The following is a 16,078-nucleotide window of genomic DNA, read 5'->3' as shown; positions in this document are numbered from 1 at the left end:
GCAAGCCTTTCTCTTTTTAGCGCTAGCCATTAATCGTAGAAGTTACGACCTTCACCCGCACGAGTGAGTAAGCCATCACATGGCGCGTAACGATCACCGTATTTCGATGCAAACTCGTTCATTTTCTCAACCAGTTCTTTCAAACCGAATTGATCCATGTAACGGAATGGACCACCTAAGAATGGTGGGAAACCAATACCAAAGATCGCGCCGATATCACCATCGCGTGGAGAACGGATAATACCGTCGTCTAAACAGCGAACCGCTTCGTTTAGCATTGGCAGTACACAACGCAATGCAATGTCGTTGTCGCTCAGTTTAGATTCTGGCGTCAGGTTCAATAGCTTGTACACGGACTTATCGACTTCTTTCTTCTTACCTTTGTAGGTGTAGAAGCCTTTCCCACTCTTACGACCTTTTCGACCGTCATTCAGTAGTGTGTCGAATACGTCTGGACCTTTAAATCGTTCGCCTAATTCGTTAACCAAGATCGGCATGATCTTAGCACCGATATCAACACCGACTTCATCCAACAATGTGATAGGACCAACTGGGAAACCAAAATCAAGCAGCGCACCATCAAGTTGTTCGATTGGCTCATTTGCCAGCAAGATGTGCGCAGCTTCGTTCATGTAAGGCGCAAGAATGCGGTTTACATAGAAGCCTGCTTTATCTTTCACGACAATTGGTGTCTTGCCCTGCTTCTTCGCTAGTGCAACAACGGTAGAAATGGTCTCTTCTGACGTGGTTTCGTGAGGAATCACTTCCACCAGTGGCATTTTTTCTACCGGACTGAAGTAATGCAGACCGACGATGTTTTTTGGACGCTCTGCTTTTTCTGCAATTTTGTGAATTGGTAACGAAGACGTGTTGGTCGCAAAGATGGTCTCTGGTTTTGCATTCGCTTCAATATCCGCAACCATCGTCTGTTTAAGGTCAAGATCTTCAAACACCGCTTCAATAACCACATCAATATGATTGAAGCTTGTGAAATCAACGCCTCCAGACAGTTGCAGCATTTTCGATTGCAGGCCCGCTTTAGAGATAATACGGCGCTTACGCTGCTTTTCGAACAACTTATAGTTGTAGTTCAACGCGTTAAGCACGCCATCATTGCTGACGTCTTTAATACGTACTGGCACTTTCGCCTTCGCAACAGATACATGGCTGATGCCTGCCCCCATTAGACCACCACCCAACACGCCAACTCTGTTGACAGCTGCTGGCTCGGCTTCCGCACCGTTTTCTTTCTTCATTTCAGTAGTAGCAAAGAAAATAGAGCGCAATGCTTTTGATTCAGAGCTCATCACCAATTCGCCAAAGCGCTTTGCTTCAAGCTCTTGACCTTGAGCAAAGCCTTTTTCAAGACCGTGCTGAATGACTTCGAGAATCGCAACTGTTGCTGGGTAGTTACCGCGGGTCTTCTCATTGGTTTTCTTCGCGGCTTGCTCAAACACAAACTTACGACCTAAACCACTGCCCGACATCAACTTCTCTTTTGTCGATTGCTTCTTCTTACCTTTGTTCTTCCCTTTTTCGATAAGCTGCTTAGCTACATCAAGAAGAATCGTCTCTGGTACACACGCATCAACAACGCCAAGTTTTTTCGCTTTCTTCGCACGCAGTTGTTTACCTGTAAGGATGAGGTCTAACGAAGGCAGCAGACCAATCAGACGAGGAAGGCGCTGAGTACCACCAGAACCAGGCAACAAACCAAGTTGCACTTCAGGCAAACCAAGACGCGTTTTATCGGAATCGGTACACACACGGTAGTCACACGCTAGAGCAAGCTCTAAACCACCACCTAGACATGGACCGTGAATCGCAGCAACAACCGGATAAGGCAGATCAGACAGTTGCTGGAATAACTCTTGCCCCTGCTTAGCTAATGCTTCAGCTTCACTCGCCGTTGTGCACGCTTCAAGCATACGAACATCGGCACCGGCAACAAAGTTATCTGGTTTTAGGGAATGAATGATCATCCCTTTCACGCCGCTGGTGTCTTTTAGTTGAGCGAAGATCTCTTTCATCTCATCTGCAAACGCCGCTTGCAGCGTGTTCATTTTCTCATTTGGCACATCGATGGCTAGCCAAGCAATGTTCTGCTCATCAATCTTTAGACTAAATGCTTTTTGCTCGCTCATTACTCAACCTCCAAAATCATTGCTGCACCAAGACCACCTGCGGCACATGCGGTATTCAACGCAAGACCACCGCCACGACGTTTAAGCTCACGCAGCGTTTGCGTCATCATACGTGCACCAGTTGCGGCAAATGGGTGACCGTAGGCAATGGAACCGCCAAGGACGTTGAACTTATCCATATCGATTTCACCTATCGCTTTCGAGCGACCTAGGTTTTCTTGGGCAAATTTATCAGAAGCAAACATCTTTACGTTCGCCAATGCTTGGGCAGCAAAGGCTTCGTGCATATCGATAAGCGTCAGGTCTGAAAGCTCGAGACCTGTGTTCTCCAACACTTTTGCCGTCGCGTATGTTGGTCCCATTAGCATGTCCATTTCCACACCAATGGCTGAGAATGCATAACCGCGGATGTAGCCAAGTATTTCCATACCAAGCTCTTTCGCTTTGCCCTCGCGCATTAGCATCACAGCAGCACCGCCATCGGTTAATGGCGTACTGTTCGCGGCTGTTACGCTGCCATATTGACGGTCGAAAGCCGGACGCAGTTTTGCGTAGCCCTCTAATGTCGAATCATGACGAATGTTGTTATCTTCAGAGATCCACTTTTTGTAAGGTTCTGGGAAAGCGGTCATCACTTCGTCTTGAATTTTGCCGTCTTTCCAAGCTTGCGAAGCTAGAGAGTGAGAACGGTGCGCCAAAGCGTCTTGCTCTGCACGAGTAATGCCGTGTGACTTCGCCATTTGCTCAGCAGTTTGACCCATTGAAAGCCCAGTCGAGTACTCAGCTACCGCTGGCGGTACTGGCATTAAATCTTTAAAGCTGAGTTTTTTGAGAATGTTGAGCTTTTGACCCAGCGTTTTGGTTTTACTTAGCGCAAGCAAGTTCGCGGCAAGTTTCTTAGAAACACCAATTGGTAAAACCGATGAAGAGTCCGCACCACCCGCGATACCAACATCAATGCTGCCCGCCATAATGCTCTCAGCAACGTTAACTGCAGCTTGGAAGCTAGTCGCGCACGCGCGAGTAACACTGTAGGCATCAGTATGGATGTGCATTCCTGTGCCAAGCACAATTTCACGTGCAATGTTTGGCGCTTCTGGCATTTGAACTACTTGTCCAAATACCACTTGTTCGATGAGTTTCGGATCGATGTCTGTGCGAGCAAGCATTTCGCTCACTACCATTTTGCCTAAATCGACCGCTGGCACCTGGCTGAACTCTGTGCTTTGACGAGCAAAGGGGGTTCGTAGCCCTGCGACAATAGCAACACGTTCACCGTGGCGTGTTTTCACTTCCTGCTTGCCCATTGTTTCTCCTTAAATACAAGAGGTCTGACCTGATGCATTGTAATCAGTTTGTTAAATTTATCAAACATGCGTTTAAATAAACGTGAAGCGAGTAGATCTATTGCTCTAGTTCGTTGATTCTTAGGCGATTAAGAATGATTAACTATAGTGAGTTAAAATGAAGAGAAGTGTGCGGAAGGTAAAATTGAAGCAAAAAAAAAACCACACAAAACTGTGTGGTCGGAATATCTATAAAACAATTAACATACGCCAATTGTAAAATTAATCAGTTTCCTGATTAGGAGAAAGTAAAGTCAGCCTTCAAAAGGAAGTGTCATCTTGCTCAACATGTTAGTCGTCAATGACTAACTAGATGACAAGATGTACTATAGCCCCTTCACTGCATCAGATTTTGAAATAGATCAATTTTATGGTGATTTTATAGTTTCTGAACGTATCAAAGTACGAAAGAGTCTTGATCACTCTAAAATAGTTGCATGAAAACGCTTATTAAAACTATATAGAATAATTTATCATCACTTCAAATAAGTGCTTGATCATTGAAGAAGTATATTGTGCTGCTGCGACACTACATCTCGATGTAGTCGGATCGTTCATAAATACAATCGGTATATATGACCTCACAGAGCAAGATGGAGGCTCCTGTGGCAATATTTAAAATGTTTGGAAAGAAAAATTCCAACAGTCCGGTCAACTCTGATATGGACAGACAAAGAAAATACGAAGCTCTTGTTCGGGGCTATCACAGAGACTTGTATCGCTACGCTTACTGGTTATGCAAAGACAAGGCGATTGCAGAAGATTTGGTTCAAGAAACCTGTTTGCGCGCATGGAAGTCACTGGATAGTCTTCAAGATGAAAAGGCAGCAAAATCTTGGCTTATTACTATATTGAGACGAGAAAACGCGCGCCGCTTCGAGCGTAAACAATTTGATTTGGTTGATATCGATGACTACGGCAATGATGCTAAAGTTAGCGATGACCCACATCATCAGCAGGAATGGCTACAAGCTCAGATAATGAAGCTTGACGTCGAATACCGTGAGCCTTTGTTTCTTCAAGTTGTTGGTGGTTTCAGTGGAGAAGAAATCGGCAGCATTCTTGATCTAAACAAGAACACTGTAATGACGCGCCTTTTCCGCGCCCGTAATCAATTAAAAGAGATGTTGGATTCTCAAGATACTCAGAGAGGACAAAAAAATGGATGATTTAGAATTTCGTCGTCGTATTTTGTCGGATCCAAAACAGAAGGATGAAGAGATTCTTCAAGCTTTAGCTGAGAACGACGCTAACAGTAAGTTTGTTGATGACGTTTTGGATCTCGACCTTAAAATCAAGCAAGCCATGAATGTGGATGTGCCTGAAGATCTAGCCGACAAAATTCTGTTTAATCAAACGTCGAATGCGCTTGATGACGATAATGTGGTTAGACCGAACTTTGCTCGCAAAGCAATGGCGTTGGCTGCATCGGTTGCTTTTACTGCTGGTTTATTGGTAGGTCAAATCAACTGGGGGAACGTTATTGTCTCTCCAGCTCAAGCGAGCCTAGCAGATACCGCAATGAAACACGTGGTGGCGGAAGAGTCATTTGTACGCAACCTCGATGAGGATGTTTCAAGCAAGCAAGTAAACGCGAAAATGATGCCGTTCCATTATCAACTTAACGGTAGCTTTCCGTACCATGTTTACTACTTAAACCATTGCGGCTTTGGTGAGTCAAACGCCCTTCATATGGTTTTTCAAGGTAAAGAAGGCAAAGTAACCATGTTTGTTACTGACGTGAAGAGCGACCAGAAAGTCGATTTTGATAAAGATGGTATGAGCGGTGTTGTGAAGCCTGTGGGTAAAGCCAGCATGATTCTTGTTGGTAACAGCGGTGAAGACATCGATGCTATTGCAGCAAAACTTGCTCCAATGATGGAGCCGATGTAATAACTTCAGCGAAACGACACTACTAGCTACTAAAAAGCCGCTAAATTTCGAAATTTAGCGGCTTTTTGTTTATGAATAATACAAAAAGCATTCACGCCAACTATTGAGTTTAGAGTCAAAACTCTAAATTATGCACTTTAGGTGCAATTTCCCGACATTTAGACATCATTTCTGCAATTTTTATTCAAATTTATCCAATGGTCGGATTTGTATGGTCCACTCTTAATACTACTATCTGCGCCACTGAGCAAAAGCTCAACTTATCGTCCAAAGAGACGAAACTAATAAGGAATAAAAAATGACTCAGAATACGCGTCTGTTTAAAAAGACTCTCCTAGCAGTGACGGTTGCAATGGCATCTGGTCAAGCAATGGCGGCTGGTTTCCAGCTAAACGCACAATCAGCGACTGGTATCGGTCGTGCATTCGCCGGTGATGCGGTAATTGCAGATAACGCTTCTGTAATGGCTCGTAACCCTGCGGCAATGGCTCTATTTGACAAAACTGAGCTATCTCTTGGTTTTGAAAGTATTACTTCTCTAATTGAAGTAAAAGACGTTACATATTCGGGAACATTCACTGGTCCTCAAGATGTTGCAGACACTGATGATGTCGGCGGCACTTCAATCGCTCCAAACATTCACCTTATCGTACCTGTTAATGAAAAATTTGCATGGGGTGTAAACGCATACTCAAACTTCGGTACTAAAACTGAGTTTTCAGATAGCTATGTAGCAGCAGAGTATGGCGGTCTTACTGACGTTAAAAGCTTTAACTTTGGTGTAGCTGGCTCATACCGTCTAAACGAACAATGGAGCTTCGGTGCAGGTCTAGACCTAATTTACGGTCAAGGCACAATGAAGCGCGTTGCAGGTAAAGGTTTTCCACCTATGAACATTGGACCAGTACCAGCTGCAGGTACTCCACTGTTAGACGTGGATAAAGCTGATGGCTTTGCCTTTGGTTTCAATGTTGGCACTGTGTTTGAGTTAGATGAAAACAACCGTTTTGGTCTATCTTACCGTTACAGCCCTGAGTTTGAAGCTGAAGACGACAAAGGTCAGAAGATCACACTACCTCTACCAGATATGGCTGAATTCTCAGGTTACCACAAAATTACCGACACTAAATTCGCAGTTCACTACTCTATCCAATACATTGGTTGGAGTGCGTTTGACAAAATTGAATTCGAGAACCTACAAGATTCTGTACTGACTGGCAGCTATGACAAGCCTTACGAATGGCAAGATGGTTGGCACTACTCAATCGGTGGTACTTACTACCTAAACAACGACTGGACACTACGTGCAGGCTACATGTACGACACTAGCGCACAAGATAAAGTGACTTCTATTTCAGTGCCAGACTCAGATCGTCAGTGGTTCTCTGCAGGTTTCACATACCATATCGACACCAAGTCTAACGTAGACTTTGGCTTTACTTATCTAATGGGTGATGATGTTAAAGTTAACGAGAATACAACCGTAGGTGTTGAGCTAAGTAAAATTCAAGCGACAACGCATGCAGATGCTATCCTATTCGGCTTACAATACAGCCGCAGCTTCTAAGCATCACGTAGCAAGCTAATATAAACACTCTCTATATAAAAGGCTGGAATTCCAGCCTTTTTTCTTATCTATCGTTTTACATTCACCCAATTTGGGCGCACACGTGTAATCAAATCTCACAATTATGACTCACAAGTGTTCGCTGAGTTTTTTTCACACCGCCATTACAGTTAGTTAGATCTTCTAAATAGATTGAAATATATAGATAATTCACCTGAAAACACTGTTTTATTGGCTTTTCATTTTTAAAGTAATAACTCTAGACGTAAACTTTCGCCCCACGTTATAAATAACTCAGCGAACATTACAATGAAAACCAACAAGACTCTCCTATCAACAGCAGTGGCATTCGGTCTACTTAGTACTTCAGGCGTTGCAAACGCAGCAGGTTTCCAACTTGCAGAATACTCTGCGACTGGTCTAGGTCGTGCATACGCTGGTGAAGCGGCAATGGCTGATAACGCAAGTGCACAATGGCGTAACCCAGCTATGCTAACTTACCTAGAAGGCACACAAGTGTCTGTTGGCGCTATCTATGTAAACCCAAACATCGATGTTGATGGCACGTCGACTTACGTGAATGGTCCAAACGCTGCAAACTCTCATGACTTTGCACACGATGCTGTCATTCCGAACTTCTACTTTTCTCACCAATACAATGACAAATTTGCTATTGGCTTTGCCCTTGGCACTAACTACGGTATGGAAACGGACCTAGGTAAAGATTTTGCCGCAGCTAACTTTGGTAACCAAGCTAGCGTATTCTCAATGGAAGCGAACCTAAATGCAGCATACAAGCTAAACGAAAAGCTTAGTGTTGGTGGCGGTATCCGCTATGTCATGGCAGATGGCAGCTTCGGCGCAGTTATGCCACCACAGATGGGTGACAAGCTAGCAGGAACCACTCTTAAATACATGGAAGGTGACGATACGGCATGGGGCTGGCAAGTAGGCACTGCATGGCAAATCAACGCTAATAACCGTATTGGTTTTGCTTACAAATCTGAAGTAGATCTAACACTAGAAGGTTATGCAAAAGGTCTTGGTTTCAACCCAGCAGATCCAAATGCTCATAAAAATGGCTCGATGGACCTAGCTCTGCCAGCAACAGCGGAACTAGCAAGCTACCATCAGTTAAATGAACAATTAGCGATTCATGCGAGCATCAACTGGACTAATTGGAGTAGTTTTAAAGAGCTAGTAGCCGACTTCCCAGGTGAAGCATCAAATTTGATCAAAGAAGAAAACTGGGAAGATAACTACCGCTTCGCTGTAGGTACTACTTACAAACTTGACCAAAAATGGACGCTACGCTCAGGTGTTGCATACGACACTTCTGCTGTGAGTGACGAAAACCGTACAGCTACTATCCCTGAAACGGATCGTCTATGGTTAAGTATTGGTGCTGGTTACGAATGGTCTAAGAATCTAACACTAGACGCTGGCTTTACCTATATTTTTGCGAAAGATGCTTCAATGTATGAAGGTCGCACTGATGGTATGCCACCAATGAAAGATCCTGCTACATTTGGTGGAGAATTCTCTGGTGAAGTAACAGGTAACGTATGGCTAATCGGTGTTCAAGCGAACTACAAGTTCTAATCTGAACGCTATTTATCGATAAAAGAAAGTTACCGATAAAAAGAAAGGCTTGGTTTTCACCAAGCCTTTTTGTTTTTCTGTATAAAGCGATTAGAAGTCTTCTTCTAAATACTCGTCTAAGTACGCTTCTTCTTCCGCATCTACTTCATCAGTCGTACTGATTTCTGCTTTAAAGTTTTGACGTTGAATGTAAACGTCACGAGTTAATACATATGGATCAGGCGATGCTTCAAGCTGTGCTTCTTGTGGTACTAACAGAGCACGTTTTTCCATACCTTCCAGCGCCCATTTACCTAAGCCTGCCCAGAAGTTTAGGTATGAAAGTGGCAAGTACATACCATCCACAGTGTCTGTCACTTCACGCAATGTATATGGACCGTAGCCCGGTACCATAAAATATGGACCATTACCTACACCATAGTGACCAACCACACTACTGAACTCTTTGTTGTCGTACTTGGTGATACCAGCAGCCGTTGCAACGTCAAACAGACCTAAGATACCGAATGTCGAGTTAATCCAGAAGCGGTTAAAGTGATCAACGGCTTTAGTGCCATTTCCCATAACTAGGTTATTCACCACACTCGCAGGTTCGTCTAAGTTAGCTAGGAAGTTAGCAATACCAGAGCGAATTGGCACAGGCGTGTAATCAACATACGCAAGAGACACTGGGCGAACTAAATACGGGTCAAGATAATCGTAGTTCAGTTCCCACATTGTGCGGTTGAAACTTTCCAATGGATCATAAACATCAGAAGTTGTTTGATTAGTTTCGTTTTCTTCTGTTACCGCTTCCTCGGGTGCAGTTGAACAGCCAACCAGTCCAACAGCGAACAGCAACAAGAAGATGGATTTACCCTTGTTATACATTCTACGTTCCATAACGACGATTAATACCCCTAAATGACCTGTGTTTTACGTACGTTTAGTACTTTGGAAAAAGTCATTTGGGTATATAAGTAAAGGCCAGCATGCGCTGGCCTTTATTATTCTACTCGATAGTTGGTAGTCATACCACAAAACCGTCCTAACAATCCTTAAGTGTCAATTATTAGAGACGTTCATGAATTATTGATACTGTTTATCTATCATCACTTCTACTGGCTGACCAAAATCAACGACTTGGCTTTCACCATGCCAATCTTGGTCACGAGTTGCAACGTTACCATCCGAATCAACACGAACGCGAACCATCAACTTATCTAGAGAAGATAGCTTCTGACCGTCCATCATCGCATTACCATCATCCAGTACGACTGTACGAGGGAACGTACCTAATGGGTAGCGAGCTGCCGCAACAGGCATCGGAGAACCATCTGCGCGATGTACTGACACAATCAATACCGCATTTGGATCAAGTTGAGCTTCTGGAGCTACGTTAATAGTCACTGCCACACTCTTGTCTGGAGAAACCGCTTCACCCATTTGCTTACGTGCACTTTCGATACTGCGACCTAGCATTTCATAGCGGCTGTCTTCAGGACCGATCATTTGCTGCATGATACCCCAATACTTAATCGCTGCTGGGAAATCTTGGCGCTCAAATGCATCAAACGCAAGTAGAGAGAAGACACGTAGGTCAACGTAATCTTGTTGCATCAGTTTACCAAGCAGAGAACGAGCCGTTGCTTGATCCATCTCGTCTTGGGAAAGCATCAGAGCTTGTGCGTAACCAAGTTGAACATCTGGATCTTTTGGTTCTAGCTTGTACGCTTTTTCCATTGCATCAATGGAAGTCGTCACATCTCGGTTCGCCAAAGCAATACGACCTAATAGCAACCAACCGGTTGAGTCTTCAGGTTGGTAATGCAGGCGTGTACGCAGAGCCAAAGAGAGATCAGCCATTTCATCATCACTGAGTGGCTCAGATGCTGCAGACATTAGCTTTTTAGAAAGTTCAGGAAGGTTATCGTTTACTTCCTGCCACTTCACAACGTCTTGAGATGCGCCAAACTTGTAGTAAAGACCGTAGCTCAATACCACTGTCAAAATCACTGATGGGATCAAAACAGCAATCGGAGAAACATGTGTTTCCTTTTGCTTTTTATCACCAGGGATATCGTCCAGAAGAGATTGCTTCAGATCGGAAATCAAATCATCTTGGCTCTCGACTAGACCTTCGTCTGTTTCTTCAGCAAGCTCAGATAGGCGGTCTTTATAGAACGCTTTGTTAAGCTCATCACGTAACACTTCATCGTTGTTGGCTTTTTGCTTAAGCAGCGGCAGTGCAACTAAGACACAAGCTATCAGCGTAAGAACAACGGTAGAAACCCAAAATAGTGTCATTACTTCTTATCTCCGTTGTTCTCTTCATCAAGCAATGATTTGAGACGCGCTTCTTTTTCTTCGTCCCATTGTTCGTTACTTGCTTGAACTGCTTTTGCTTTTGATTTTCGGCTACGCAGCACGATTAAACCAAAGCCACCTAATACCACTGCTAGTGGACCTAGCCACAGAATTGCAGTAGCAAAAGTAAACGGAGGATTGTACGTTACGAAGTTGCCGTAACGAGCAATCATGTAGTCCACGATCTCATCTTTCGACTTACCTTCTTTGGTCATTTCGTACACCTTATGGCGTAAGTCTTGAGCCAATTCTGCATTCGAATCAGAGATGGTGTTGTTCTGACATTTAGGACAACGAAGAGTATGACCAAGCTCTTTGAACTGCTGTTCTTGCTCTAGATTGTCAAACTCATACACTTCAATCGCTGCATGAGCAGCAAGAGAAAATGTCATCGCAGCAAAAGCCGCTAAGAAAAACTTTCTCATTGCTTCGCCTCCTCAACCAACTTGGTGTACAGCGGCTCCAACGTTTCCGCCCAGTTGCGAGGGTTTACATCACCAACATGACGGTAACGGATCACACCGTTTGCATCGATGATAAATGTCTCTGGTGCACCGTACACACCAAGGTCTAGACCTAGCATGCCGCTACCATCAAACAAGCTGATCAGGTATGGGTTACCCAAATCGTTCAGCCAACCTACCGCTTTATTGCGATCATCTTTGTAGTTCATGCCGATGATCTTCACACCTTTCCCTGCAAGCTCATTGAGGTACTTATGTTCAGCGTAACAAGTCGGACACCAAGTCGCCCAAACGTTAAGCAACAGTGGTTCGCCTTTAAAGATCGACTGATCGTACTGTTTACCAGGTTCAGCTAAATCCTCTAGATGGAACTCAGGTACTGGCTTACCAACCAGTACTGACTCAAGTTTCGTTGGATCGTCACCCTCTTGGTTGCGAACCAACTGAGTTGCGAAGATACCCGCCAATACCATGAAAGCTACCAACGGGATAAATAAGACTTTCTTATTCATTTATTTTGCCTCCTGCTCCGCTAGCTTTGACTTATCGCCTTTCTTAGCCGTTTTGCGGAAGCGGTAACGTCTATCAGAGATAGCAAGCGCACCACCCAAAGACATGATCAATGAACCAGTCCAGATCCAACGAACGAATGGTTTGTAGTAAATACGAACCGCCCAAGAACGGTTATCTTCTAGACGTTCACCCATCGCAATATATAGGTCGCGAGTGATACCGCGGTCGATTGCCGCTTCAGTCATCATTGACTTCGCTGTACGGTAGAAACGTTTTTCAGCGTGCAACGTGTTCACATACTTACCATCATTCGTGATTTCAAAGTCTGCGATGTAACCATCGTAGTTTGGACCATCTTTGTCACGTAGACCTGAGAAGTAGAAATCATAACCGTAAATCTTGAAGTGCTCACCCGGAGCCAAACGCACGTCACGTTCGATACTGTAGTTTTGCACCATCGCAATACCAATCACAGTAACGGCTAGACCAATGTGACCAAGCATCATTGCCCAGTGGCTACGTTGAAGTTTACGAACACCTTCGCCGAAGCTGTGACGGTGAGTAGCACGCTCGTACAGTTCAAAGCCATGCATTGCAATGATCCAGATTGCCATTACCCAACCGATGTAAGCCATCGCTGAGAAGAAATCGGCGAACAGGAATACACACACAGCACCTAGTGCGAAAGCAAGCACACCAGAAACAATCATTGGCTTAATAAGCTTAGATAGATTGTCGCGCTTCCAACGAATCATAGGACCAATACCTAGTAGGAAGGCGAACGGCATCATCAACCACGCAAACAGCATGTCGAAGAATGGTGCACCGATAGATACTGAACCAAGACCAATTTGTTTGTGAACCAATGGTAACAAGGTACCAACCAATACTACGACTAGCGCAGCAATCAGAAGCACGTTGTTAGCAAGCAGCGCGTTCTCACGCGACACCAAATCGAAATTACCACGTACGCGAACCGCTGCCCCTTTCACTGCGAATAGCAGGAGTGAGCCGCCGATAACAAAGACTAGGAAACCTAGGATAAACATACCGCGTGATGGATCAGACGCGAACGCGTGTACCGATACCAAAATACCGGAACGCACTAAGAAGGTACCTAACAAACTCAAAGAGAACGCAGAGATAGCAAGAAGTACCGTCCACGCTTTAAATGTACCGCGTTTTTCGGTTACCGCTAGAGAGTGCATTAACGCCGTACCCGCTAGCCAAGGCATGAATGATGCGTTTTCTACTGGATCCCAGAACCACCAGCCACCCCAGCCAAGTTCGTAATATGCCCACCAAGAACCTAGTGCGATACCTAGTGTTAGGAATACCCAAGCTGCCGTAGTCCAAGGACGAGACCAACGAGCCCAAGCCGTATCAAGACGACCAGTCATCAAAGACGCAATCGCGAACGAGAAGGCAACCGAGAAGCCTACGTACCCCATGTAAAGCATAGGTGGGTGAACAATCAAACCTGGGTCTTGAAGAAGCGGGTTCAAGTCACGGCCATCTACCGGGAAGAACGGCAAAGTGCGTAGGAACGGGTTCGAAGTCAGGATGATAAATAGTAGGAAGCCCACTGAGATCATGCCCATTACCGCAAGTACACGCGCAACGGATTCTTGTGGCATACCACGACTGAAAGTAGCGACCGCGACTGTCCACGCAGCTTGGATAAGTACCCAAAGCAGTAGTGAGCCTTCGTGCGCGCCCCAAACAGCCGTTAAGCGGTAGTACCAAGGCAGTTGGCTATTTGAGTTACTTGCAACGTATTGGAGCGTAAAGTCGTTGGTGTAGAATCCCCAACATAAAATCGCAAATGAGAAAAACAGCATGACGAACATCGACCATGAAAGTGGTCGTGCTGTGTTCATCAGCATAGTGTTGTTATTTGATGCGCCCCATAACGGCAATATGCTTAGCAACAATGCCATTGCTAGCGAAAGTATGAGGGCAAAGTGACCGATTTCAGCAATCATTGGCCGCTTCCTTGTTTCTGTTCTGATGTGTACTGCAGAGGCTCGTGAGTCTTCTTCATTGCTTCTGCAATTTCAGGTGGCATGTACTCTTCATCGTGTTTTGCCAACACTTCAAAAGCTTTTACGGTTGTTGCGTCTTCAAGAACACCTTGAGCAACAATACCCTGACCTTCGCGGAACAAATCAGGAAGAATACCTTCGTACACGATCGTCACTTTAGGACCCACGTCGTGCAGATCAAAGCTCACTTTTAGTGACTCTGGGTCACGGCGAACTGAGCCTACAACCACCATGCCGCCGATACGCAAACGCTGACCAACTTCTGGTTTAGTACCGTCAGGTTTACCATTTACCAATTCCGTCGGCGTGTAGAATAGATCCATATTTTGGTTCAACGCATAAAGCATCAAACCGATGGTTGCACTAATACCGATAAAGATAGCCAGAACGATGCCTAGCCTCTTTTTACGTCTCGGGTTCATAACGTGTTCTCCATATTCTTCGCCGCGTCGACTCGCGCTTGACGATCAATTTTCGCTTTCACTTCTTTTAACAACGCATCCCCACGGCGGATACTCGAAATTAAAAGAATGATCATAGATAAGAAAGTAATACCAAACGCGCTCCATACGTAACCTGCGTAGCCACCCATGGCAAAGAGTTCGCTCAGAGATTCAAAATGCATATTCAATTACCTCACTGAGTTTTTTCAGCCGCGAGTTTTTGCACCCAAGGGCGATGACTCTCTTTGCTGATAATTTCGTTACGGAAGCGCACCATCGTTACCGCGCCAAAGAAGAACGCAAAACCAAAAATGTTTAGCAGCAACGGCCAAAGCATATTGGATGAGATGGATGGTTTTTCAAATTTGGTGATTGTCGCGCCTTGATGAAGCGTATTCCACCACTCAACAGAGAAGTGGATAATCGGTAGGTTGACCACACCAACGATTGCCAAAATACCCGCCGCTTTTGCCGCTGTCTTTTGATCGTCAAACGCGTGGTAAAGTGCAATAACACCAAGGTATAAGAATAGAAGAATAAGTTCAGAGGTTAGACGAGCATCCCATACCCACCAAGTGCCCCACATAGGTTTACCCCAAACGGCACCCGTTAACAGAGCAATAAAGGTGAATACCGCACCAATAGGCGCCATGGCCAGTGCTGCCATGTCAGATAGACGTACTTGCCAAACCAAGCCGATAAATGCAGCTATAGCCATCGACATGTACACGCCCATAGACCAAATAGCCGAAGGTACGTGGATGTAAATGATTCGGAAACTATCGCCTTGCTGGTAATCCGAAGGTGCAAATGCGAGCCCCCAGACGGTACCAACCGATAGGCATACGAGGGCCAATACAGAAAACCAAGGAAGAAACTTACCGCTCAGGTGATAAGCTGCTTCTGGCTTGGCATAAGGATGTAGCCATTTCCACATGTTAAGTTCTCACTCTTACTTCAGGGACACTGTCCAGAGGGTCGAGACCGTAGCAGTGCTTTAATAATAATTCTTTGATCAAACGTCGCTAAACGCGCACTTTACTGAGTTAGTTAACACTAACTCTCAATGCTGCGCTGATGGCGAATGGTGTGAGAGTGACAGCCCCCATCAACATTGCGCCTAAAATCGCTAATTGCCCGTTATACGCCATACCCAGTGCTGCGGCATCAATCGCGGACGTAGCGAAAATTAGAATTGGGATGTAAAGCGGGAGAATTAGCAAACTTAAAAGAACGCCGCCTTTTTGTAACCCAACAGTCAGTGCTACACCAATAGCACCGATAAAACTCAACGTCGGTGTACCGATGACCAATGTCAGTACAACAGACAGCCAAGTATTAAAATCAAGAGATAATAGAATCGCCAACAATGGACTGATTAAGATCAGAGGCAATCCCGTTAACAACCAGTGAGCTATGACCTTGGAAATCACAACAAGTTGCAGTGGGATCGGCATTAGCATCATTTGCTCAAGCGCACCATCTTGATAATCATCACGGAATAGACGTTCTAATGATAATAAGGCGGATAGCAACGCAGCAACCCAAACAATGCCTGCTGCAATACGTGCTAACAAATTAGGCTCTGGACCGATGCTAAGAGGGAAAAGTGTGATAACAATGATGAAAAACCACAAAGGGTTCAAGATGTCTGCTTGACGGCGAAATGCAATCAAAAGCTCGCGGCGGATAATGGTCGACATTGCCGAAATCAT

15 protein-coding genes are annotated in these 16,078 nt (G+C 44.9%); 4 read left to right on the top strand and 11 right to left on the bottom strand.

Annotation, left to right across the window (positions count from 1 at the left end; genetic code table 11):
- Positions 1 to 29 precede the first annotated feature (29 nt).
- Both fadJ and fadI read right to left on the bottom strand, forming a co-directional pair.
- Positions 30 to 2,144, bottom strand: a complete 2,115-nt coding sequence (fadJ, locus tag VHA02S_RS16015; RefSeq protein ID WP_038898825.1) for a fatty acid oxidation complex subunit alpha FadJ — start codon at positions 2,142 to 2,144, stop codon at positions 30 to 32.
- On the bottom strand, positions 2,144 to 3,451 hold the full coding sequence (fadI, locus tag VHA02S_RS16010) for an acetyl-CoA C-acyltransferase FadI (RefSeq protein ID WP_005433092.1): 1,308 nt from the start codon (positions 3,449 to 3,451) through the stop codon (positions 2,144 to 2,146). The genes fadJ and fadI overlap by 1 nt, the downstream gene beginning before the upstream one ends.
- A gap of 632 nt (positions 3,452 to 4,083) precedes the next feature.
- Between fadI and VHA02S_RS16005 the strand changes: the two genes are divergently transcribed.
- From VHA02S_RS16005 to VHA02S_RS15990, 4 genes are all read left to right on the top strand, one after another.
- On the top strand, positions 4,084 to 4,659 hold the full coding sequence (locus VHA02S_RS16005; protein ID WP_026000239.1) for a sigma-70 family RNA polymerase sigma factor: 576 nt from the start codon (positions 4,084 to 4,086) through the stop codon (positions 4,657 to 4,659).
- Positions 4,652 to 5,383, top strand: a complete 732-nt coding sequence (locus VHA02S_RS16000; RefSeq protein ID WP_009698563.1) for a DUF3379 domain-containing protein — start codon at positions 4,652 to 4,654, stop codon at positions 5,381 to 5,383. The genes VHA02S_RS16005 and VHA02S_RS16000 overlap by 8 nt, the downstream gene beginning before the upstream one ends.
- 298 nt (positions 5,384 to 5,681) lie before the next feature.
- The gene (locus tag VHA02S_RS15995) at positions 5,682 to 6,950 is read left to right on the top strand and encodes an outer membrane protein transport protein (protein ID WP_017189317.1); all 1,269 of its coding nucleotides are present in this window, start codon (positions 5,682 to 5,684) and stop codon (positions 6,948 to 6,950) included.
- Positions 6,951 to 7,259: 309 nt separating this feature from the next.
- Positions 7,260 to 8,552 (top strand): outer membrane protein transport protein, encoded by a 1,293-nt coding sequence (locus tag VHA02S_RS15990; RefSeq protein WP_038898824.1) that lies wholly within the window; start codon positions 7,260 to 7,262, stop codon positions 8,550 to 8,552.
- A gap of 90 nt (positions 8,553 to 8,642) precedes the next feature.
- On the opposite strand, the gene VHA02S_RS15985 is transcribed toward VHA02S_RS15990, so the two are convergent.
- The 9 genes from VHA02S_RS15985 to ccmB form a co-directional block, all read right to left on the bottom strand.
- Positions 8,643 to 9,422 carry an MlaA family lipoprotein gene (locus VHA02S_RS15985; RefSeq protein WP_009698566.1) on the bottom strand — a complete coding sequence of 260 codons (780 nt, stop codon included), beginning with the start codon at positions 9,420 to 9,422 and terminating at the stop codon, positions 8,643 to 8,645.
- 198 nt (positions 9,423 to 9,620) lie between these two features.
- Entirely contained in the window at positions 9,621 to 10,838 is a 1,218-nt protein-coding gene (gene ccmI, locus VHA02S_RS15980; protein WP_005447982.1) for a c-type cytochrome biogenesis protein CcmI, read from the bottom strand.
- The gene (locus tag VHA02S_RS15975; protein ID WP_005447981.1) at positions 10,838 to 11,323 is read right to left on the bottom strand and encodes a cytochrome c-type biogenesis protein; all 486 of its coding nucleotides are present in this window, start codon (positions 11,321 to 11,323) and stop codon (positions 10,838 to 10,840) included. The genes ccmI and VHA02S_RS15975 overlap by 1 nt, the downstream gene beginning before the upstream one ends.
- A complete protein-coding gene (locus VHA02S_RS15970; RefSeq protein WP_005447979.1) occupies positions 11,320 to 11,874 on the bottom strand; it encodes a DsbE family thiol:disulfide interchange protein in 555 nt (184 codons plus the stop codon). The genes VHA02S_RS15975 and VHA02S_RS15970 overlap by 4 nt, the downstream gene beginning before the upstream one ends.
- Complete coding sequence (locus tag VHA02S_RS15965) at positions 11,875 to 13,860, bottom strand: heme lyase CcmF/NrfE family subunit (protein WP_038898823.1); 1,986 nt, start codon at positions 13,858 to 13,860, stop codon at positions 11,875 to 11,877.
- The gene (gene ccmE, locus VHA02S_RS15960; RefSeq protein WP_005447975.1) at positions 13,857 to 14,342 is read right to left on the bottom strand and encodes a cytochrome c maturation protein CcmE; all 486 of its coding nucleotides are present in this window, start codon (positions 14,340 to 14,342) and stop codon (positions 13,857 to 13,859) included. Before ccmE ends, VHA02S_RS15965 begins: the two co-directional genes overlap by 4 nt.
- On the bottom strand, positions 14,339 to 14,545 hold the full coding sequence (gene ccmD / locus VHA02S_RS15955; RefSeq protein ID WP_005447974.1) for a heme exporter protein CcmD: 207 nt from the start codon (positions 14,543 to 14,545) through the stop codon (positions 14,339 to 14,341). The genes ccmE and ccmD overlap by 4 nt, the downstream gene beginning before the upstream one ends.
- Positions 14,546 to 14,556: 11 nt before the next feature.
- Positions 14,557 to 15,300, bottom strand: coding sequence for a heme ABC transporter permease (locus VHA02S_RS15950; RefSeq protein ID WP_005447972.1), 744 nt, complete (start codon positions 15,298 to 15,300; stop codon positions 14,557 to 14,559).
- A 109-nt stretch (positions 15,301 to 15,409) separates the two neighbouring features.
- Positions 15,410 to 16,078: a heme exporter protein CcmB gene (gene ccmB, locus VHA02S_RS15945; RefSeq protein WP_005447970.1), complete on the bottom strand. Its 669-nt coding sequence runs from the start codon at positions 16,076 to 16,078 to the stop codon at positions 15,410 to 15,412.

Origin of the sequence: Vibrio harveyi NBRC 15634 = ATCC 14126 = KCTC 12724 (assembly GCF_001591145.1) — a bacterium.
GTDB lineage: Bacteria > Pseudomonadota > Gammaproteobacteria > Enterobacterales > Vibrionaceae > Vibrio > Vibrio harveyi.
This window is presented reverse-complemented; position numbering and strand designations above follow the sequence as displayed.